Below are 20,260 nucleotides of genomic sequence, written 5' to 3'. Positions count from 1 at the left end.
CTCAGGCCGCTTCGGCCTCGGCGGCCACCTGGCCGGCTTCGATGGTGATGCGACGCTCGCAGCGCTGGGCGATGGCGCGGTCGTGCGTCACGAGCACCAGCGTGGTGCCCTGCTCGCGGTTGAGCTCGAACATGAGTTCCATGATCCGGGCGCCGGTGGCGAAATCCAGGCTGCCGGTGGGCTCGTCGGCCAGCAGCACCGAGGGCTGCACCACGAAGGCGCGCGCCAGGGCCACGCGCTGCTGTTCACCGCCCGAGAGCACCTTGGGGTAGCTCGACAGGCGCTCGCCCAGGCCCACCCGCTGCAGCATCTGGGTGGCGGTGGCACGCGCATCGCGCTGGCCGGCCAGTTCCAGCGGCAGCATCACGTTCTCCAGCGCGGTGAGGTTGCCCAGCAGCTGGAAGCTCTGGAACACGAAACCGACCTTCTGCGCGCGCAGCGCGGCACGCTGGTCTTCGTCCAGGGCGAACAAATCGACGCCGTCGATGTGAACTGTGCCGCTGCTGGGCGTGTCCAAACCCGCAACGATCGACAGCAGCGTGCTCTTGCCCGACCCGGACGCGCCCACGATGGCGGCGGTTTCCCCTTTGTTCAGGGTGAAATCGATATCGCGCAGAATCGTCAGGGAGCCGGTGGAGTCGGTCACGGACTTGAACACATGCTGGACCGCAATCATCACATCGGACATGGAAGGACTTCTCAAGTTGAAACGCCGTCACTTTAACGTGCTGGCCAGCGCGCTGTGCGCCCTGGCCGCCGCGGGGTCTTCTGGCTTCACCCATGCTCAGGCCACCGCTTCCGCCGATCCGCTCATCCTCGTGGTGGGAGATTCGCTCAGCGCCGAATACGGCCTCAAGCGCGGTACCGGCTGGGTGGCCCTGCTGGATGAGCGTCTGAAACAGGAAAAAGTTCGCGCCCGTGTGGTCAACGCCAGCATCAGCGGCGACACCACCTCGGGCGGGCGCTCGCGCATCGCCCCCCTGCTCAAGCAGCACCAGCCCGCCCTGGTGGTGATCGAACTGGGCGGCAACGACGCCTTGCGCGGCCTGCCGCTGAACATGACGCGCGACAACATCGCGACCATGGCCCGCCTCTCGCGCGAGGCCGGTGCCAAGGTGCTGCTGCTGGGCATGGAGATGCCGCCCAATTACGGCGCGAAGTACGGGCAGGAATTCCGCGAGGTGTTCACCACCGTCGCCAAGGCCGAAAAGACCGCGCTCGTGCCCTTCTTCCTCAAGGGCGTGGCCGACACCAAAGACCCCACCGCGCTGTTCCAGGCCGACCGCATCCACCCCAACGAATCTGCCCAGGCCACGATGCGCGACAACGTCTGGCCCGAACTGCGCAAGCTGCTCGCCGCCCGATAATCGGGCATGCCCGTCCACATCCTGAGCGCCGCCGAGGCGATGGCCCGCCTCGCCGATTTCGACACCCTCATCGACGCGCGCACCGAAGACGAGTACGCGCTCGACCACGTGCCCGGCGCGGTGAACTGGCCCACGCTGAACAACCAGCAGCGCATCGACATCGGCACGATGTACAAGCAGGTCAACCCCTTCGAGGCCAAGAAGCGCGGCGCGGCGCTGTCGGCGCGCAACATCGCGGCCCACATCGAACGCGAGGTGATCGACAAGCCCAAGGGCTGGAAGCCGCTGGCCTACTGCTGGCGCGGCGGCAACCGCAGCGGCGCGCTCGCAACCATCCTGGGCGCGATCGGCTTTCGCGTGACGTTGATCGAAGGCGGCTACAAGGCCTGGCGCGCCGCGCTGGTGGAAGCGCTGCCTGTCCTGGCCCAGGGCCTGTCGTACCGCGTGGTCTGCGGCCCCACCGGCAGCGGCAAGACGCGCCTGCTGCATGCCCTGGCCGCCCAGGGCGCTCAGGTGCTCGACCTCGAGGCCCTGGCCAGCCACCGCAGCTCGGTGCTGGGCCACATCCCCGGCCAGCCGCAACCCAGCCAGAAGCGCTTCGACTCCCTGGTCTGGGCGGCCCTGCGGGGCTTCGACCCGGGCCGGGTGGTGTACGTCGAGAGCGAGAGCAAAAAGGTGGGCAATGTGCGCGTGAACGAAGCGCTGATCGACGCCATGCGCGCCAGCCCCTGCATCGACCTGCGCCTGGGCGACGAGGAGCGGGTGGCCCTGCTGCTGGAGGACTACGACTTCTTCGTGAAGGACCCGGCGGCGTTCTGCGAACGCCTGGAGGCGCTCACGGAACTGCGGGGCAAGCAAGTGGTGTCGGGCTGGACGGGGAAGGTGCGTGCGGGCCACACACCGGAGGTGGTGCTGGAACTGCTCACCGGCCACTACGACCCGATGTACGCCCAGTCGATCGCCCGCAATTTCACGCGGTTTGCGCAGGCCCGGCCGCTGGTGCTGCGGGACCGGTCGCCCGACGCCCTGGCGCAGGCGGCGCGGACGCTGATGGCCGACGAGGCCACAGCCACCCACCCGGCCTGAGCGCCCAAGCGCCGGCCGACGTGGGAACCAGCGGGCTCAGTCGGCCGCGCTGTCGCCGCCCGCCGGTGCGTCACCGGGCGCGTCAGGCGATCCGGCACCCGGCTCTTCGGGCGCATCGGTGTCCTGGTGCTGGCGACCAGCGGCCTTGGCTTTGAGCTTTTCCTCTTTCTTTTTCTTCTTGGCGAGCTCGCGCTGGCGCTTTTCGTATCCGTAATTGGGAGTGGCGAAGTCAGTCTTTCAGGTCGGTGGAAAAGGGGGAGGGTCAGGGGTTCAATGCGGTCAAGGCCTGCGCCAGGTCGGCGCGGAGGTCGTGCACGGATTCCAGGCCCACGGCAAAGCGTACCAGACCGCCCGCGTGGGGCCAGCCCTGGCTGCGGCTGGAGCCGATGTCATAAGGCGCGCACAGGCTGATCGGGCCGGCCCAGCTCCAGCCCAGCTTGAACAGGCGCAGGCTGTCGCAGAACGCGTCGATGCGCGCCTGGGAAATGGAGGCGTCGAACACCGCGCTGAACAGACAGGCCGCGGCGGTCGCATCGCGTTGCCAGGTGGCGTGGCCGGGCGAGCCCGGCAGCGCCGGGTGCAGCACCTGCACCACGCCTGCCTGACCCTGCATCCAGGTGGCGAGTTCGCGGGTGCAGGCGTCCTGGGCGTGGTAACGCAGCGCCATGCTGGACAGGCCGCGCAAGACCAATTCGGCGTCGTTCACGCCAATGTTCAACCCCAGGCGCATGTGCGTGAGCAAGACCTGGCGGTGCAGCGCCAGATCGCGCGTGACGACCGAGCCCATGAGCACGTCGGCACCGCCGCTGGGGTACTTGGTGAGGGCCTGCACCGAGATGTCCACGCCCAGATCAAACGGCGCGAAGGCGATGCCGGCGCCCCAGGTGTTGTCGAGCGCGGTGACGACGGGGCGCTGGTCGGCGCCGCGCTGGGCGTTGACCTCGCGCACCCGGGCCACCAGGGCCGGCAGATCGGGAAATTCCAGCGTGACCGAACCGGGCGCCTCCAGCCAGACCAGGCGCGTGGCCGGGCCGATCTTGCGCGCGAGATCGGCCGGGTCCATGGCATCGAAATAGCGGTGCGTGATGCCCCAGGCCGCGAGCTCGACCGAAGCAAAGGACTTGCCCGGTCCGTAGGCGTTGTCGGGAATCAGCACCTCATCGCCCTGGCGCAGCAGGGCCATGTCCACCAGCGACACCGCCGCCAGGCCGCTGGGCGCGAGCACGCAATGCAGACCACCTTCGATGGTGGCGATGCGCTCTTCCAGCGTGAAGGTGGTCGGCGTGCCGTGCAGGCCGTAGGTGTAGCCGCTCTTGTCTTTCCAGTCGGTCGTGCGCAGGGCCTCGACGTTGGGAAAGAACACGGTGGACGCCTTGTACACCCCCGGGGCCACCCCCTCGAAGCCCTCGGGGGGTTTGTAGGGGTGGTGGATCAGGCGGGTGGACAGGTCGTCACGCATTCAGGTCAGAGCTTCCACTTTTCGAGGAGTTGCGCGGGACGCAGGCTGTCGTAGCCTTCGAAAGGCTGGTGGATCCACGGGTTCGTGGGCAGGAACTCCACCGAGTAGTCGGCCGTGAAGGTCGAGAGCTGCTTGGTCCAGATCACGGCGCTGCGCATCTCGGTGATCGGCTTGTAGTTGTTCTTGAGCAGGTCGATGACCGCCTTGAGCGTGTGGCCCGAGTCGGCGAGGTCGTCCACCAGCAGCACCTTGCCCGCGATCTCGCCCTTGGGCGTGGTGATGTAGCGCGCGATGTCCAGGTTACCCTGCTCGGTGCCGGCGGCGGCGCGGTAGGAGCTGGTGGACATGATTGCCAGCGGCTTGTCGAAGATGCGCGAGAGGATGTCGCCCGGTCGCATGCCGCCCCGTGCCAGGCACAGGATGGTGTCGAACTCCCAGCCCGACTGGTAGACCTTGAGCGCGAGCTTCTCGATCAGGTTGTGGTACTCGTCGTAGGAGACGTAGAGGTGTTTGCCGTCTTCGGTCAGCATGCGGGCTCCGGATGGGGATGTCGATGGGAATTTTGCACGAAGGGCCGCACCCGGCCCCCGGTGGTTTCACCCATGGTAGGGGTTGTGCACCAGGATGGTGTGGTCGCGGTCCGGGCTGGTGGAGACGATGTGGATCGGCACCCCGGTGGTCTGCGCGATGCGCGTGAGGTAGCGCTGGGCGTTGACCGGCAGGTCTTCATACCGCGTGGCACCCACCGACGATTCGCTCCATCCGGGCAGCGTTTCGTAGATGGGCTTGCAGCGCGCGATGTCTTCCGCGCTCATCGGCAGGATGTCGATGACCTGGCCATCCAGCTCGTAGCCGGTGCACAGCTGAAGCTCCTTGAGCCCGTCCAGCACGTCGAGCTTGGTGATGCACAGCCCCGAAAGGCCATTGACCTGGGCCGAGCGCTTGAGCAGCGCGGCATCGAACCAGCCACAGCGGCGGCTGCGGCCCGTGGTCACGCCCTTCTCGGCCCCCACGGTGGCCATGTGCCAGCCGGGTGTGCCTTCCTTTTCCCATTCCAGTTCGGTGGGGAACGGGCCACCGCCCACACGGGTGCAGTACGCCTTGGTGATGCCCAGCACGTAGTGCAACAGGCCCGGACCCACGCCCGAACCGGCGGCGGCGTTGCCGGCCACGCAGTTGCTGGAGGTGACGAAGGGATAGGTGCCGTGGTCGATGTCGAGCAGCGTGCCTTGCGCGCCTTCGAACAGCAGGTTGGCACCGGCCTGATGCGCCTCGTTGAGTTCGCGCGAGACGTCGGCGATCATGGGCTTGAGCAGTTCGGCCTGCTGCATGGCCTCGGTGTACACCGCGTCGAACTGGATCGCGCCGTCCTTCATGTACGAGGCGATCTTGTCGTCCCAGGCCATGTCGGCGGAATGCAGGTAGGTGGTGAGCACGTGGTTGTGCAGGTCCAGCAACTCGCGCAGCTTGGCTGCGAAACGATCGGGGTACTTCAGGTCCTGCACGCGCAGCGCACGGCGCGCGATCTTGTCTTCGTAGGCCGGCCCGATGCCACGGCCGGTGGTGCCGATCTTCTCGGTGCCGGCCTTCACCTTGGCGGCTTCGCGCGCGATGTCGATCGCGGCGTGGAACGGCAGGATCAGCGGACAGCCTTCGCTCACGCGCAGGCGCGAGCGCACCTCGACACCGGCTTTCTCCAGGCCGGCAATTTCCTCGAACAGCTTGCCCACCGAAAGCACCACGCCGTTGCCGATGTAGCACTTCACGCCGGCGCGCATGATGCCGCTGGGGATCAGGTGCAGCGCCGTCTTCACGCCGTTGATGACCAGCGTGTGGCCCGCGTTGTGCCCACCCTGGAAGCGCACCACGCCCGTGGCGGTCTCGGTCAGCCAGTCGACCAGCTTGCCCTTGCCTTCGTCACCCCACTGGGTGCCCACCACCACGACGTTGCGCCCGGGGGTCACGGCGCTGCTGCTGTTCTTCATTTGCTGGTTTCCGTTTGAAGGGTTTGTACTGTCCAGGCGCCGCGACGGGCCGCATCGGGCACCAGTTCGCGGTCGCAGTGAAATTCATCGACCTGGTGGTCGTGGCCTGGCAAGGCACACACCACGGTGTGGCCCTGCGCGCGCAGTTCGGCAATGGCCTGGCGCAGGCCGGCGTCCATGCCCCAGGGTGCGCGGATGGCCGCCACCAGAGGACGCGGCGCCACCGCCGCCACCAGTTCCTTGAGGTCCAGGCTGAAGCCCACCGCGGGGCGGTTGCGGCCGAACACGGCGCCCACCTCGTCGTAGCGGCCGCCCCGTGCCAGTTCGAGCGTCTGCCCTGCCCGGCCTTCCGGCGTGTGGGCAAAGAGCGCGAAACGCATGCCGGTGTAGTAGGCGTAACCGCGGAGGTCGGCCAGGTCGATCGACACGTCCATGCCCTGCGCGTGCGAGGCCAGCCAGCGCAGGCTGTCCAGCGCGGCGTGCAGGGCCGCAGATGGTTGCAGGATGCGCTGCGCCTCGTCGAGCACCGCCATACCACCGAACAGGCGCGGCAGCGCGACCAGATCGCGGCGCACGGCGGCCGGCAGGTCGCGCGCGAGCACCTCGAGTTCGGCCACGTCCTTGGCGTTGAGCGCGGCGTGGATGCGGGCTTCCTGCGCGGCAGTGAGCGACACCGGTGCGAGCACGGCATCGATCACGCGCACGTCGGCCATGTCCAGTTGCAGGCCTTTCACGCCAGCATTTCGCAGGCAGGCCTGCGCGAGTTCGATGATCTCCAGGTCGGCCTCCTGGCCGGCGTGGCCGTAGATCTCGGCCCCGAACTGCAGCGGCTCACGGCTGGCCAGCGGGCGGTCGATGCGGGTGTGCACCACCGGGCCGCAGTAGCTCAGGCGGGCCACGCCCTGGCGGTTGAGCAGGTGGGCGTCGATGCGGGCGACCTGCGGCGTGCTGTCCGCGCGCAAACCCAAGGTGCGGCCGGAGAGCTGATCGACCAGCTTGAAGGTCTGCAGACCGAGGGCTTCACCGGTGCCGGTGAGCAAGGACTCCAGGTGCTCCAGCAGCGGCGGCATGACCAGCTCGTAGCCGTAGCCCCGGGCCGTGTCCAACAAGCCCCTGCGAAGTTCTTCGATGTGACGGGCCTCGGAAGGCAGGACATCGGCAATGTGATCCGGGAGGACCCAGGCAGACATGGATATTTTCAGGCGCTGTTAAAAACGTGATTCTACCGGCCCCCCGGGAGCTACTCCGGCGGGTATCGCTCAGCGCGGGGAGGCGCTGGAAAAGAAGCGCGGGGTCAGGTCAGCGACCACCAGAGCAGCACGCCGCTGCCCAGGCAGATCAGGCCGAAGAAGCGCAACTGCCCGTCGCGCAGGCTCAGCATGTCGGTGAAGACGCGGCGCCACAGTTTGGGCGCCAGCAGGGGCAGCAGCCCCTCGAAGATCAGCACCAGGGCCAGCGCTGGCCAGATCGCGTCGGACATGTCGTGCCCCGGCCTGTCAGCGCTCTAGGCTCATCGAGCCGGCGCCACGTTGCTGCTGCGCATGCCCTTGAAGAAGTCGGACGAAGGGTCGACCACCAGCACATCGGACTTGCTGGCGAAGCTCGACTTGTACGCTTCCAGGCTGCGGTAGAACTGGGCGAATGCCGGATCGCGGCCGAAGGCATCGGAGAACGAGGCCGCGGCCTTGGCGTCGCCCGCGCCCTTGATCGCCTGCGCGTCGCGGTAGGCCTCGGAGACGATCACCTCGCGCTGGCGGTCGGCATCGGCACGGATCTTTTCGCCTTCGGCAAAGCCGGTGGAGCGCAGCTCGTTCGCAACACGCTTGCGTTCAGCTTCCATGCGCTGGTAGACCGAGGCGGTGATGCTCTCGGCGTAATCGACGCGCGTGATGCGCACGTCGACCACGTCCATGCCCCAGGGTTTGTCGGCGCCGCGCACGGCCGCCAGCACTTCACGCTTGACGTCGGCCATGAGCTGCTCGCGCCGGGTCGACAGCAGTTCGTTCACCGTGCGCTTGTTGACTTCCTGCTGGAAGGAGTTGCGCACCACGCGGTTGAGCTGCAGCGCGCCGGCGCGCTCGTTCACGCCGACGTTGCGGATGTACTCCTGCGGCTCGCTGATGCGCCAACGCACATACCAGTCGATCACCACACGCTGCTTCTCGGCGGTGAGCGTCGGCTCGGTGTCGGTGCTCTCCAGGGTGAGCAGGCGCTTGTCGATGTAGGACACGTTCTGGAACGGCGGCGGCAGCTTGAAGTTCAGGCCAGGTTCGGTGACGACCTGCTTGATCTGACCCAGCTGGAAGACCACGCCGAACTGGCGCTGGTCCACCACGAACAGCATGGAACTGGCGATCGCCAGAACCACGATGAAGGATGTGATGATGAAACCGAGTTTGTTCATGTTGTTTCTCTGGTCGCTGGCGCTGTTCAGCGGCTCTCGCGCTCGCGCGAACGCGCGGCGTTGTCCGTGCTGCGGCTGGTGGGCACCGGGATCGTGCTCTGCGTGGGCGCGCTGGGCTGGGTGCTGCTGCTGGGCGTGGACGCGGGCTGTCCCGTCATCTGCATGATCTTGTCCAGCGGCAGGTACAGCAGGTTGGAGCCCGACTTGGAATCCACCAGCACCTTGGTCACGTTGCTGTAGATCTCCTGCATGGCGTCGGTGTACATGCGTTCGCGGGTCACCTGCGGCGCCTTCTGGTACTCGGTCAACACCGCGCGGAAGCGCTGCGAATCACCCTCGGCCTGCGCCACGATGCGGGCGCGGTAGCCTTCGGCCTCTTCGGTCAGGCGCGAGGCCGCACCACGGGCACGCGGCACCACGTCGTTCGCGTAGGCCTGGGCCTCGTTCTTGGCGCGTTCGCGCTCCTGGCCGGCCTTGAGCACGTCGTCGAACGATGCCTGCACCTGCTCGGGCGGGCGCACCCCGCCCTGCTGCAGGTTGATGCCCACGACCTCGATGCCGACCTTGTAGCGGTCGAGAATGCTCTGCATCAGCGTGCGCACGCGCGGGGCGATCTGATCGCGCTCTTCGGCGAGCGCGGCATCCATCTTCATCTTGCCGACCACCTCACGCACCGCGGTTTCCGCGACCTTCACGACGGCGGCGTCAGGGTCCCGGCTCTCGAACAGGAAGGCGCGGGCGTCGTTCAGGCGGTACTGCACCGCGAACTTGATCTCCACGATGTTCTCGTCTTCGGTGAGCATGGCCGATTCGCGCAGGCCGGTGGCGGGCACGACGTTGTCGCGACCCACGTCCACCGAGCGGATCTGCGTGACGAACACGGTTTCGTGGCGCTGGATCGGGTACGGGAGGCGCCAGTTGAAGCCGGCGCCCACGGAGCTGTGGTACTTGCCGAACTGGGTGATCACGGCCTGCTGACCTTCTTGCACGATGAAGAAGCCCGTGCCCATCCAGATGAGCAAGGCCACGCCGGCGATGAGGCCGAAGCCGATGCCGGTGGCCTTGGGGTTCGGGTTGAAGCCCTGCATGCCGCCGTTGCCGCCGGAACCATTGCCACCACCATGATTACCGCCCCGACCCTTGTTGCCGAGCAAGCCACCGAGCTTGCGGTTGAAATCGCGCCAGAGTTCGTCCAGGTCCGGCGGGCCCTGGTTCGGGCCTTGGCCGCGCGGGGGTTGGCGCTGCGGGTTGCGATCCTCGTCGCGGCCCGGGTCCTGCCCACCGTCGTTGCGGGGCTCGTCGTCACCCCGGCCCCAACGGGGGTCGTTCAGATTGAACATGCCCCACAGCCCTTGCCAACCACGGCGGCGGACAGGGCGGGTCGCTCGATCAGCGCCGCGGGCAGGGGTTTGCAGATTCACATCCATGGGTTGCCAACTCTTTTGTCGATTCAAAACCATCACATTGTGCCCAATCAGGACACGGGTTCGCCGATTTCCGGGAGCGCCCCGGGAAGCATGGGGTCAGACCCCGGCTTTTGCGCGATCACGTGTGCCGCCAACAAGGCCCGCAACTCGGGCAGGCCCACGCCGGTGCGCGCACTGACGAAGATTCGAGGGACCGACTGGCCTTCCAGTTCCATCGCATCGCTCAAAACATTCGGCACCGTGGCTGGGTCCATCGCATCGAGCTTGTTGAACAGCAGGATCTGCGGCACCTGATCGGCGCCGATGTCCTTGAGCACGCCGAGCACCGAGGCGATCTGCTCAGGGTGGGACGGGTTGGAGGCATCGACGACGTGCAGCAGCAGGTCGGCGTCGGCGGCCTCCTGCAGCGTGGCGGCAAAGGCGTCGACCAGGCCGTGCGGCAGGTCGCGGATGAAACCCACGGTGTCCGAGAGCGAGACCGAGCGCCCTGCTTCGCCGAGGTAGAGCTGGCGCGTGGTGGTGTCCAGCGTGGCGAAGAGCTGGTCGGCCGCGTAGGCGCGCGCCTTGACCAGACCGTTGAACAGCGAGGACTTGCCGGCGTTGGTGTAGCCCACGAGCGAGATCGAGAAGGTGTCGCGGCGCTCGCGTTGGCGGCGCTGGGTGGAGCGCTGCTTCTTCACCTTTTCGAGCCGCTCCTTGGTGCGCTTGATGGCCTCGCCGATCATGCGCCGGTCCAGTTCGATCTGCGTTTCACCCGGGCCACCGCGCATACCGATGCCCCCGCTTTGCCGCTCCAGGTGCGACCAGCGCCGCACCAGGCGCGTCGACAGGTACTGCAGTCGAGCCAGTTCGACCTGCAGCTTGCCTTCGTGGCTGCGCGCCCGCTGGGCAAAGATTTCCAGAATCAACAGGGTGCGGTCATTGACCGGCAGACCCAGGTGGCGCTCCAGGTTGCGCTGCTGCGCCGGGCTGAGCGACTGGTCGAACAGCACCTCGGAAGCACCGGTGGACTGCGCCAGCATCTTGATCTCGTCGGCCTTGCCCGAGCCCACGAACAAGGCAGGATCGGGTGCGCGGCGCTTGCAGCTGACGCGCTCGGCCACGGTGTACCCCGCGGTCTGGGCCAGCAGGCCCAGCTCCTCGAGTCCAGCGTCGAAATGAGGCACACCAAAGTCCACGCCAACCAGGATGACGGAGGGCGTGGAGGATGGGGTGGAAGCGGGTGAATTCAAGTCGGTAGAGCGACAACGCGCACGGCGTTGCGGGCCCGGCAGGTCGGCTGCACGGGCCGGATGCGATTCAGGCGCTGAATCAGGACGCTGCCGGCTCGTCCGTGCCGACGGCCGAGAACTGCACCGGACGACCCGGCACGATGGTGGAAATGGCGTGTTTGTAGACCATCTGCGTGACCGTGTTGCGCAGCAACACGACGTATTGGTCGAACGACTCGATCTGACCCTGCAATTTGATGCCGTTGACCAGATAGATCGACACGGGCACATGCTCCCGGCGAAGCTGGTTCAGGAAAGGGTCTTGCAAGAGCTGGCCTTTGTTATTGCTCACGATATGCTCCGTGTTCAATGAAAGTTAATGAGGAATGGACCATACCACAGCCGTGCGGCCGGGCCGAGGTTGAGTCGAAATTCCTACTCCTTGAAGGGATTGGCCGAGGTCTTGAACTCGATTCGCAGGGGGGTGCCGACCAGATCGAAGGCCTTGCGGAAGCGCCCTTCGAGGAAGCGCTTGTACGCGTCCGGCACGTTTTCCAGGGAGTTGCCGTGGATCACGATCACCGGGGGGTTCATGCCGCCTTGGTGGGCGTAACGCATCTTGGGCCGGAACATGCCGCTGCGGGTCGGCGCCTGGAAGGCCACCGCCTCCATCAGCAGGCGGGTCAGCACCGGGGTTGACATTTTCCGCATGGCGGAAGCGTGGGCCTGGGTGATGGACTTCCAGACCGGGCCCAGGCCCTGGCGCTTCTGGGCGGAAATCAGGTGCAGCGAGGCGAACTTCAGGAAAGCAAGCCGGGTTTCAACCTGGCGCTCGATCTGGTCGCGCTGGTAGGCGTCCACCGCGTCCCACTTATTGATCGCGAGCACCACGGCGCGGCCGCTCTCCAGGATGTAGCCGGCGATGTGGGCATCCTGGTCGGTCACGCCCTGCGTGGCGTCCAGCAGCAGCAGAACCACGTGGGCGTTTTCGATCGCCTGAAGGGTCTTGACCACCGAGAACTTCTCGATCGCCTCGAACACGCGGCCCTTGCGGCGGATCCCGGCGGTGTCGATCAGCTCGAACTTCTGGCCCGAGCGCTCGAACGGCACGGAAATGGCATCGCGCGTGGTGCCCGGCAGATCGAAGGCCACCAGGCGTTCCTCGCCCAGCCAGGCGTTGATGAGGGTGGACTTGCCCACATTGGGACGGCCCGCCACGGCCAGGCGGATCACCCCGGTCTCGACCTCGGGATCCTCCTCGTCCTCCGGCGGCAGGCCGGGGATGAGCCCCAGGGCGCCGTCGAGCATGGAGCGAACGCCCTGCCCGTGCGCACCGGACACCGCCATCACCTCACCCAACCCGAGTTCGTAGAACTCGACCAGTTGCAGGCCTTGCGTCATGCCTTCGGCCTTGTTGGCCACCAGCAGCGTGGGCTTGCCCAGGCGGCGCAGGTAGCCTGCGATCTCGTGGTCCTGGGCGCTGATGCCAGCGCGGGCATCGACCACGAAGATCACCACATCGGACTCGGCCACAGCTTGCCGCGTCTGCTTGGCCATCTCTTTGTAGATGCCTTCGCTGGCCTCGGGTTCGAAGCCGCCGGTATCGATGACGATGTACTCGCGCCGGCCCTGACGGCCGTTGCCGTAGTGGCGGTCCCGGGTGAGGCCGGCAAAGTCGGCCACGATGGCGTCGCGTGAACTCGTCAAGCGGTTGAACAGGGTGGACTTGCCCACATTGGGCCGGCCCACCAGGGCGATGACGGGTTTCACGGAAAGAGCTTTCGTTCAGGCGGTCACGAACACGGTGTTCGTGGCGGGCATTACTGGGGACGCCAGGCGAACACGCCGCCGTTGCGTGTCTGCACCACCAACGCATCGCCAGCGAGCACCGGCGGGGCCAGGATGGGCGAGCCGTCGGTGGTCAGGCGAGTCATTTCGCTGCCGTCTTCGCGGGAGATCAGGTGCACGAGGCCACGGCTGTCGGCCACCGCCACCACACGGCCCAGGGCCAGCGGTGCGGTCAGGCCACGGTATTTCAGGCGGTCGATGCTCCAGGCGGGCTCGCCGGTGGCGCGCTGCCAGGCCTGGAAGCGGCCATCGCTCTCGCTGCCGAAGACCAGGCGGTCGTCGCCGTGCACGCCGGTCGTGCCTTGCGCGGCGCGCGTCCACACCACGGCGCCTCGGCTCGCGTCCACGCAGCCCACGGCGGCCGAATAGGCCCGCGCGCAGACGCTGTTGCGGATGCGGCTGACCGGCCCCACGATGTCGACCAGGCGCTCGACTTCGTTGGTGCCCCGGGATGTGGCGCACCGGTGCCTCCCAGCGCACGGATCCGTTGTCGGGGTTGAGACCCGTGAGGCGTCCCGCCAGGCCCACCACCAGGGTATCGCCCACCGCCAGCAGCGCGCCTGTCTGGCTCAGCACCAGCGGCTCTGCGGGACGGCTCTGGCTCCACAGCCGGGCGCCAGTCTTGCCATCGAAAGCCGTGACCACGCGATCGGCCGTGAGAACGAACACCCGCTCGCCCGCCACAAGGGGGGCGGTGAACGAGCGCGCGGGCAGGCGCACGCGCCAGCGCTCGGCCCCATCGGCGATCGCCGACCAACTGGTTGTTGCGGGTCACGACGGCAGCGGTCTGGCCATCGGCACCCACCCCGGCGGCGATCGGCGTGCCCAGGTTCAGGCGCCAGACATCCTTGCCGGTGGCGGCATCCAATGCGGCCACGTTGCCCGCACCGCCGGCAACGAAAACGCGTCCGCCCGCCACGAGCGGCGCCAGCGAGGCATGGCCTTCGCCGACCTGGGCCGACCACACGAGCTGGGTGCCCATCAGGGCGGCCACAGCGGGCAACTCGGCCGGCTGCGGCTTCTTCGAACTCGAGCCACAGGCCGACAGCAAGGCGACGGCGACCAGCCCGATGACGGGCAAGGCCCGGCGCCAGGGCGCCGTGGATGAACGGGGTGTGCAGGTGACCATGGATTTCAACGTGCGGTGGAAGACAGGCTGGCGGTGTCCACGCCCAGGGCGGCGAGCTTCACCTCGACCAGCCGGCGGTACTCGGTGCGCGCGCCCAGGGCCTGCCAGGCGCTCTGATATTGCGCCTTGGCTTCATCGGCCTTGCCCTGGGCCATGAAGACATCGCCACGGCGGTCGGCCACCAGGGGTTCGAAAGACTTGGGCACGGACGCTTCCAGCGTCTTGAGGGCCTGGTCGAAGGCCTTGCCTTCCACGTCCAGCGCGGCCAGGCGCAAGCGCGCCACGGCCTGGTAGGAAGCGTCGCCGGATTTCTCGACCACCCAGGTCAGTGCGGCACGGGCCTTGTCGACCTGACCGGCTTCGAACAGGGTTTTGCCCGCCAGCAGCGCCGCCTGGCTGGCGAAGGTGGTGCCGCCAAACTGCGCCTGCATGTCGGCCAGGGCGCGCTCCACGCGCTCGTTGTCGCGCGCCAGCACCGCGCGGTCGACTTCGTCGTACAGCGCGGCGGCTTTCACGCCCTGCGTGCGCTGCCAGTAGTTCCAGCCGTTCCAGGCCGCGAACGAACCGAAGACGACGATCAACACCCAGCTGATGAGGTTGCCGTACTGGGCCCAGAAGTGCTTGATCTGATCGATCTGTTCCTGTTCTTCGAGGTCGAGGTGTTTGGCGATGGTGGATGCGGGTCTGGATTTCGTGCGCCGGTTGCGCAACGGGGGATTGTAGGCGGGTGGCCCCAGGCCACCCCGTGCGGATGCGCGAACGTCAGTCGCCGCGCAGGCGGCCTGCCCAATCGGCGACGGCGTCGAGGGCCAGCAGGCTTTGCGCGGCTTCCGCGGGCGCGTCGGTGCGGGGGCCGCGCAGGGACTTGAGCGCCACCGTGCCTTGCTGCATTTCCTGTTCGCCAAAGATGAGCGCAAAGCGCGCGCCGCTGGCATCGGCCTTCTTGAACTGCGACTTCATGCTGCCCATGCCATCGGCACCGGCGGCATGCATCTGCACGTTCACGCCCTGCAGGCGCAGCGCCCGCAGCACCGGCATCACCTGGGGCACGCGGGCCGCGTCCGGCACGATCGCGTAGGCATCGGGCGCGGGCTGCTCGGGCAGGCGGCCCTGCTCTTTCAGCAATTCCAGGATGCGTTCCATGCCCATGGCCCAGCCGACCGCCGGGGCGGCCTTGCCACCGATCTGTTCGAACAGGCCGTCGTACCGGCCGCCCGCGCACACCGTGCCCTGCGAGCCCAGTTGGGTGGTGACGAACTCGAACACCGAAAGGTTGTAGTAGTCCATGCCGCGCACCAGGCGCGGGTTGATGCGGTAGGTGATGCCGTGCGCATCGAGCAGGCCGCGCAGGTGGTTGAAGTGGTCGAGCGACTCGGCACCCAGGTGGTCCATGAGGCGCGGCGCGGCGTTGACCAGGTCCTGCATGGCCGGGTTCTTGGTGTCCAGGATGCGCAAGGGGTTGCTGTGCAGGCGGCGCTTGGCTTCTTCGTCGAGCTGGTCGGCGTGCGCCTCCAGGTAGGCAATCAGGGCCTGGCGATGGGCCAGGCGCTCGGGCGGCTGGCCCAGGCTGTTGATCTCGAGCTCGATGCCCGTGAGGCCGAGTTCGGCCCAGAGGTCGCAGGCCAGCACGATGAGCTCGGCATCCACGTCCGGGCCCGCGAAGCCCAGAGCCTCGGCACCGAACTGATGGAACTGCCGGTAGCGCCCTCGCTGCGGCCGCTCGTGCCGGAACATCGGGCCCATGTAGTACAGGCGTTTGCCACCGTCGTACAGCAGCGAATGCTCCAGCGCGGCGCGCACCACACCGGCGGTGTTCTCGGGCCGCAGCGTGAGCTGCTCGCCGTTGAGCCGGTCTTCGAAGGAGTACATCTCCTTCTCGACGATGTCGGTCACTTCGCCCAGCCCCCGCACGAACAGCGCCGTGGGCTCGACGATGGGCGTGCGCAGGTTGCGATAGCCGTAGCGGCGCATCAGCGTGCGAAGGGTGTCTTCGAGCCACTCCCAGTGCGCGGACGCGGGAGGCGCGATGTCGTTCATGCCTTTGACGGCGCTCAGTTTGTCTGCCATGCAATCTCTCGTTCAGCCATGCGCCAGAGGCATCGGGTGGTCCCGATGCTCAGGACGTTGCGCCGAATTTCTTCTCGATGTAGTTTTCAACGACCTGCTGGAACTCGCGCGCGATGCCCTCGCCCCGCAGGGTCATGGCCTTCTGCCCGTCGATGAAGATCGGGGCAGCGGGCGCCTCGCCGGTGCCGGGCAGGCTGATGCCGATGTCGGCGTGCTTGCTTTCACCCGGGCCATTGACGATGCAGCCCATCACGGCCACCTTGAGGTTCTCCACCCCGGGATAGCGCGCGCGCCACAGTGGCATGGAGCTGCGCAGGTAGTCGTCGATCTGCTTGGCCAGTTCCTGAAAGGTGGTGCTGGTGGTGCGGCCACAGCCCGGGCAGGCGGTGACCGACGGCACGAAAGCGCGCATGCCCAGGGCCTGCAGGATCTCCAGCGCGATCACCACCTCCTGCGTGCGCGCTTCGCCGGGCTGCGGCGTGAGCGAGACGCGGATCGTGTCGCCAATGCCTTGCTGCAGCAGCACCGACAGCGCCGCCGCCGAGGCCACGGCGCCCTTGGTGCCCATGCCAGCCTCGGTCAGGCCCAGGTGCAGCGCGTAGTCGCAGCGCTGCGCCAAGGCCTGGTAGACCGCAATGAGGTCCTGCACGCCACTGACCTTGCAGGACAGCACGATGTTGTTGCCATTCAGGCCGATCTCTTCGGCCTTGCGGGCGGATTCGAGCGCCGAGGTGATCAGCGCCTCGTACATCACCTGCCGCGCTTCCCAGGGCACGCTGCGGTTCGCGTTTTCGTCCATCAGGCGCGCGAGCAGGTCCTGGTCCAGGCTGCCCCAGTTCACACCGATGCGGATGGCCTTGTCGTGGCGCGCCGCGATTTCCACCATCTGCGCGAACTGGCGGTCGCCCTTGTCGCCTCGGCCCACGTTGCCGGGGTTGATGCGGTACTTGGACAGTGCCTCGGCACAGGCCGGGTGGTCGGTGAGCAGGCGGTGGCCGTTGTAGTGGAAGTCCCCGATCAGCGGCACGTTCACGCCCATGCGGTCGAGCTGCTCGCGGATGTAGGGCACGGCCTTGGCGGCCTCGTCGTTGTTGACCGTGATGCGCACCAGCTCGGAGCCGGCCAGCGCCAGTTCCTTGACCTGGATCGCCGTGCCCACGGCATCGGCGGTGTCGGTGTTGGTCATGGACTGCACGCGCACCGGCGCATCGCCGCCCACCGTGACGCGGTGGTCACCCCAGGCCACCACCCCCTGGCGGGTGCGGCGCGTTCGCGCCGCCGACAGCGGAATCGGTTCACACGACGCGGCGGGGCGCACCAGGGTGTCCATGTTCATTTCACCTCGAATCGGGCGACGTTGTTGCGCGCGTAGCGCGTCACGTCGAACGGCTTGCCACGCACAGTAACCTGAGCGACCTCGGCACGGCCAAGCACCACGGTGTAAGGCGGCGCGCTGGAAAAATCGACGGCGTCACCGGCTTGCAACACGCGCTGGATGACGACACTGCCCGAGCCATTGACGACCTCCACCCAGGATTCGCCGGTGGCGGCAATGGTGAGCAGGCTGCCCGATGCGGGTGCGGCAGGCGCCGCGGCAGCCGGGGCCACGGGCGGCACCGCAGCCACGGCCGGAGCAGCCGCAGGCGACGCGGACACCGGTGCGGGTGCCGCCACAGGCGCCGCGGGTGTCGCGCCTCCTGGCGCGGGCGCCACAGGCGCACCCGCCGCAGCGGGTTCCTGAACAGGCTCGGGCTCCACCGCCGCCACCGGTTCCGCCGGTTGCTCCAGCGGCGTGACCACGTTGCCCGCCTCGGCCTGCGCAGGCTCCTGCGCGGACTCTTCCGCGCGCGGCAGGAACACGATCACCAGCGCGCCCAGCAGCAGCACGATCGCAGCCAGCAGCGCGGGGCGCGAGAGCCAGCTCAAGGGGTTGATGGGGGCCGGGTCGTGCGCGGGCTGGAAAGGGGCGTTGATCGCATGGCGCGAACCACCCAGTTCAGGGATGCCTCCCTGCGGAATCTGTTCGAGGATCGGCGCCGGATCCACCTTGAGGTGGCGGCATGCGCTGGACGCCAGCGCGCGCGCGAAGGTCAGGTCGGGCAGTTCGCTGTAGCGCCCTGCTTCCAGGGCTTCGAGTTTTTTCACCGGGACCTTGAGGGCCGCAGCGAGCGCTGCAATGTGCAAGCCCGCCGCCTCGCGCGCCGCGCGCAGCAGCACCGGGCGCGAAGCACCCTCCCCGGCCGCCGTGGCGCCCTCGTTGGCATACACCTCATTCATCAAATGCTCTCCGCTGATACGACGCCCACTCACGCGAGTCCGGATAACGCCGGCTCAGTTGCTGGGCCAGTTGGGCCATGGCTTCGGCGTTGCCCATGCGGTGCTCCACCTTGATGCCCAGCCACAGGGTTTCGGCATTGGCCAGCTCGCTGTTGTTCAGCCGGCGAATGGTGAACTGCGCCTTCGCGTTCTCGCCGCGGCGGAACTGCAAGGCCGCCAGGTTGTAGGCCGTGATGGGGTTGCCAGGATCGAGCTCGTAGGAGCGCGCCAGACTGCCCTCTGCTTCTTCAAACTGCGCCGCCCGCACCTGGCAGATGCCCTTGACCATCAGGGTCTTGGCCTGGCCGCCGTACACCGGGCTGGCCAGCGCCTGCTGGAACAGCTCGATCGCCTGCGGGTAGCGGCCTTGCTGGCACGCGAACAGGCCGTAGTGGTGCAGCACGTCCGGATCGCGCGGGCTGAGCAGTTGCGCGCGCTTGAAGCTGTCTTCCGCGAGCCGCAGTTCGTTCAGCCGCGCGTACACCAGGCCGCGCAGCGTGTAGGCCGGCGCATAGTTCGGATCAGCGGCCAACGCCAGCTTGATCTCGTCGAGCGCCACCGTGGTCTGGCCCTGCTCGAAGTAGCCCGAAGCCAGCTCCACCCGGATGCGCGCGCGCTTGCGCGCTTCGGGCTCGTCCGACTCGGTGACCGGTTCGGCACCGGCTGCCACGGCAGCGGCCGTGGTGGCGGGCAGGCCGCGCGTTTGCGCACAGCCGGCCAGCAACACCAGCAGCACACCCAGCCAGAAGCTGGCCACCATGCCACGCGAGCGCGTGCCATGCGCCCCAAAACCGGTGCGGGTCGGATGTGTCATGCCTGCCTTTCCTTTTGAACGAAACGAATGGGGCGCTCGCTGGCATTGCTGCGCCGTTGCGCCAGGCGCTTGGCCGCGTTGGTGCGGTCCAGCACATCGCCCGCGAGCTGACCGCAGGCGGCATCGATGTCGTCCCCACGCGTCTTGCGCACCGTGGTGACCACACCGGCTTCATTGAGCATCTGCCCGAAGCGCTGCACCACCGCGCGTGGAGAGCAGGTCAGCCCCGAGTCCGGGAAAGGGTTGAAAGGAATCAGGTTGATCTTGCACGGCACACCGCGCTCGCCATGCTGCTTGAGCAGGGCCAGCAATTCGCGGGCGTGCTCGGGCTGGTCGTTCACCCCGTCGAGCATGCAGTACTCGAAAGTGATGAAGTCGCGTGGCGCCGCCGGCAGGTAGCGCAGGCAGGCGTCCAGCAGTTCGGCGATGGGGTACTTGCGGTTCAAGGGCACGAGGTCGTCGCGCAGGGGGTCGTTGGGGGCGTGCAGCGACACCGCCAGGGCCACTGGACAATCCTGCGCCAGGCGATCGATCATCGGCACCACGCCCGAGGTGGACACCGTCACGCGGCGGCGCGACAGGCCGTAGCCATGGTCATCGAGCATGGCGCGCAGCGCCGGCACCAGCGCGTGGTAGTTCTGCAAGGGTTCGCCCATGCCCATCATGACCACGTTCGTGATCACGCGTTCCCCGCGTTTCAGGTGACGGCGAAGAAAATGCTCGGCATGCCACAGCTGGGCCAGGATCTCACCGGTGGTGAGGTTGCGCGAAAAGCCCTGGTGGCCGGTGGAGCAGAAGCGGCAGCCCACGGCGCAACCGGCCTGGGAGGAAATGCACAGCGTGCCGCGGTCTTCCTCGGGGATGAACACGGTTTCCACCGCGTTGCCATCGCCCACATCGAAGAGCCATTTGATGGTGCCGTCGGCCGAATCCTGGCGCGAGAGCACGGGCAGGTCGGTGATGGTGCAGACGCCGGGCAGCTTGTCGCGCAGGCTGCGCGCCAAGTCCGTCATCTGGGCGAAGTCCGAGGCCCCTTTTTGATGGATCCAGCGAAACAGCTGGACGGCGCGAAAGCGCTTCTCGCCCAGCTGCTCGCAAAAGGCGGCCAAACCCTCGAGATCGAAGTCGAGCAGATTGGCCGTCATAC

General features: G+C 67.5%; 19 protein-coding genes and 2 pseudogenes. 2 read left to right on the top strand and 19 right to left on the bottom strand.

Translation table 11 applies throughout. The features are described 5' to 3' along the window. Nucleotide 1: 1 nt before the first annotated feature. Nucleotides 2-688, bottom strand: a complete 687-nt coding sequence (locus tag ACFJI0_RS09315; protein WP_291113326.1) for an ABC transporter ATP-binding protein — start codon at nt 686-688, stop codon at nt 2-4. On the opposite strand from ACFJI0_RS09315, the gene ACFJI0_RS09310 reads away from it, so the two are divergent. Both ACFJI0_RS09310 and mnmH read left to right on the top strand, forming a co-directional pair. Beyond that, nucleotides 687-1,367 carry an arylesterase gene (locus ACFJI0_RS09310; protein WP_382324445.1) on the top strand — a complete coding sequence of 227 codons (681 nt, stop codon included), beginning with the start codon at nt 687-689 and terminating at the stop codon, nt 1,365-1,367. The two genes, ACFJI0_RS09315 and ACFJI0_RS09310, sit on opposite strands and share 2 nt — an antisense overlap. A 6-nt stretch (nt 1,368-1,373) precedes the next feature. Then, on the top strand, nt 1,374-2,453 hold the full coding sequence (mnmH, locus tag ACFJI0_RS09305) for a tRNA 2-selenouridine(34) synthase MnmH (RefSeq protein WP_382324444.1): 1,080 nt from the start codon (nt 1,374-1,376) through the stop codon (nt 2,451-2,453). Nucleotides 2,454-2,489: 36 nt separating this feature from the next. On the opposite strand, the pseudogene ACFJI0_RS09300 reads toward mnmH, so the two are convergent. The 18 genes and pseudogenes from ACFJI0_RS09300 to rlmN form a co-directional block, all read right to left on the bottom strand. Continuing rightward, a pseudogene (locus ACFJI0_RS09300) lies at nt 2,490-2,678 on the bottom strand (hypothetical protein); the annotation flags it as partial. Nucleotides 2,679-2,715: 37 nt separating this feature from the next. Next, entirely contained in the window at nt 2,716-3,912 is a 1,197-nt protein-coding gene (locus tag ACFJI0_RS09295) for a PLP-dependent transferase (RefSeq protein WP_382324443.1), read from the bottom strand. Nucleotides 3,913-3,917: 5 nt separating this feature from the next. Further along, entirely contained in the window at nt 3,918-4,442 is a 525-nt protein-coding gene (locus ACFJI0_RS09290) for a phosphoribosyltransferase (protein ID WP_291113316.1), read from the bottom strand. 66 nt (nt 4,443-4,508) lie between these two features. Continuing rightward, nucleotides 4,509-5,897 carry an adenylosuccinate synthase gene (locus ACFJI0_RS09285; protein WP_382158409.1) on the bottom strand — a complete coding sequence of 463 codons (1,389 nt, stop codon included), beginning with the start codon at nt 5,895-5,897 and terminating at the stop codon, nt 4,509-4,511. Then, on the bottom strand, nt 5,894-7,087 hold the full coding sequence (locus ACFJI0_RS09280; protein ID WP_382324441.1) for an ATP phosphoribosyltransferase regulatory subunit: 1,194 nt from the start codon (nt 7,085-7,087) through the stop codon (nt 5,894-5,896). The genes ACFJI0_RS09285 and ACFJI0_RS09280 overlap by 4 nt, the downstream gene beginning before the upstream one ends. A gap of 104 nt (nt 7,088-7,191) precedes the next feature. Continuing rightward, complete coding sequence (locus ACFJI0_RS09275; protein ID WP_382158413.1) at nt 7,192-7,377, bottom strand: DUF2065 domain-containing protein; 186 nt, start codon at nt 7,375-7,377, stop codon at nt 7,192-7,194. Between the two features lie 30 nt (nt 7,378-7,407). After that, complete coding sequence (hflC, locus tag ACFJI0_RS09270) at nt 7,408-8,301, bottom strand: protease modulator HflC (protein WP_291113308.1); 894 nt, start codon at nt 8,299-8,301, stop codon at nt 7,408-7,410. Nucleotides 8,302-8,327: 26 nt separating this feature from the next. Then, complete coding sequence (gene hflK / locus ACFJI0_RS09265) at nt 8,328-9,641, bottom strand: FtsH protease activity modulator HflK (protein WP_382324439.1); 1,314 nt, start codon at nt 9,639-9,641, stop codon at nt 8,328-8,330. A 134-nt stretch (nt 9,642-9,775) separates the two neighbouring features. Continuing rightward, the gene (hflX, locus tag ACFJI0_RS09260; protein ID WP_382158417.1) at nt 9,776-10,960 is read right to left on the bottom strand and encodes a GTPase HflX; all 1,185 of its coding nucleotides are present in this window, start codon (nt 10,958-10,960) and stop codon (nt 9,776-9,778) included. A 79-nt stretch (nt 10,961-11,039) separates the two neighbouring features. Further along, nucleotides 11,040-11,309, bottom strand: coding sequence for an RNA chaperone Hfq (gene hfq, locus ACFJI0_RS09255; protein ID WP_084360358.1), 270 nt, complete (start codon nt 11,307-11,309; stop codon nt 11,040-11,042). Between the two features lie 65 nt (nt 11,310-11,374). After that, entirely contained in the window at nt 11,375-12,709 is a 1,335-nt protein-coding gene (gene der / locus ACFJI0_RS09250; protein WP_382324437.1) for a ribosome biogenesis GTPase Der, read from the bottom strand. 50 nt (nt 12,710-12,759) lie between these two features. After that, nucleotides 12,760-13,916 (bottom strand): annotated as a pseudogene (gene bamB, locus ACFJI0_RS09245) (outer membrane protein assembly factor BamB). Nucleotides 13,917-13,921: 5 nt separating this feature from the next. Next, nucleotides 13,922-14,587, bottom strand: a complete 666-nt coding sequence (locus ACFJI0_RS09240) for a tetratricopeptide repeat protein (protein ID WP_291113297.1) — start codon at nt 14,585-14,587, stop codon at nt 13,922-13,924. Nucleotides 14,588-14,678: 91 nt separating this feature from the next. Further along, on the bottom strand, nt 14,679-15,983 hold the full coding sequence (hisS, locus tag ACFJI0_RS09235) for a histidine--tRNA ligase (protein ID WP_382324435.1): 1,305 nt from the start codon (nt 15,981-15,983) through the stop codon (nt 14,679-14,681). Nucleotides 15,984-16,032: 49 nt separating this feature from the next. Further along, a complete protein-coding gene (gene ispG, locus ACFJI0_RS09230) occupies nt 16,033-17,313 on the bottom strand; it encodes a flavodoxin-dependent (E)-4-hydroxy-3-methylbut-2-enyl-diphosphate synthase (RefSeq protein ID WP_382163996.1) in 1,281 nt (426 codons plus the stop codon). A gap of 2 nt (nt 17,314-17,315) precedes the next feature. Further along, nucleotides 17,316-18,260, bottom strand: a complete 945-nt coding sequence (locus tag ACFJI0_RS09225) for a helix-turn-helix domain-containing protein (protein ID WP_382324433.1) — start codon at nt 18,258-18,260, stop codon at nt 17,316-17,318. After that, complete coding sequence (gene pilW, locus ACFJI0_RS09220) at nt 18,253-19,113, bottom strand: type IV pilus biogenesis/stability protein PilW (protein ID WP_382324431.1); 861 nt, start codon at nt 19,111-19,113, stop codon at nt 18,253-18,255. Before pilW ends, ACFJI0_RS09225 begins: the two co-directional genes overlap by 8 nt. Beyond that, the gene (gene rlmN / locus ACFJI0_RS09215) at nt 19,110-20,258 is read right to left on the bottom strand and encodes a 23S rRNA (adenine(2503)-C(2))-methyltransferase RlmN (RefSeq protein ID WP_382158427.1); all 1,149 of its coding nucleotides are present in this window, start codon (nt 20,256-20,258) and stop codon (nt 19,110-19,112) included. Before rlmN ends, pilW begins: the two co-directional genes overlap by 4 nt. Between the last annotated feature and the right edge of the window lie 2 nt (nt 20,259-20,260).

The organism is Hydrogenophaga sp. UC242_53 (assembly GCF_042696965.1).
Taxonomy (GTDB): domain Bacteria; phylum Pseudomonadota; class Gammaproteobacteria; order Burkholderiales; family Burkholderiaceae_C; genus Hydrogenophaga.
The sequence above is the reverse complement of the archived record's forward strand: the minus strand, read 5'-3'. Positions and strand labels throughout refer to the sequence as shown.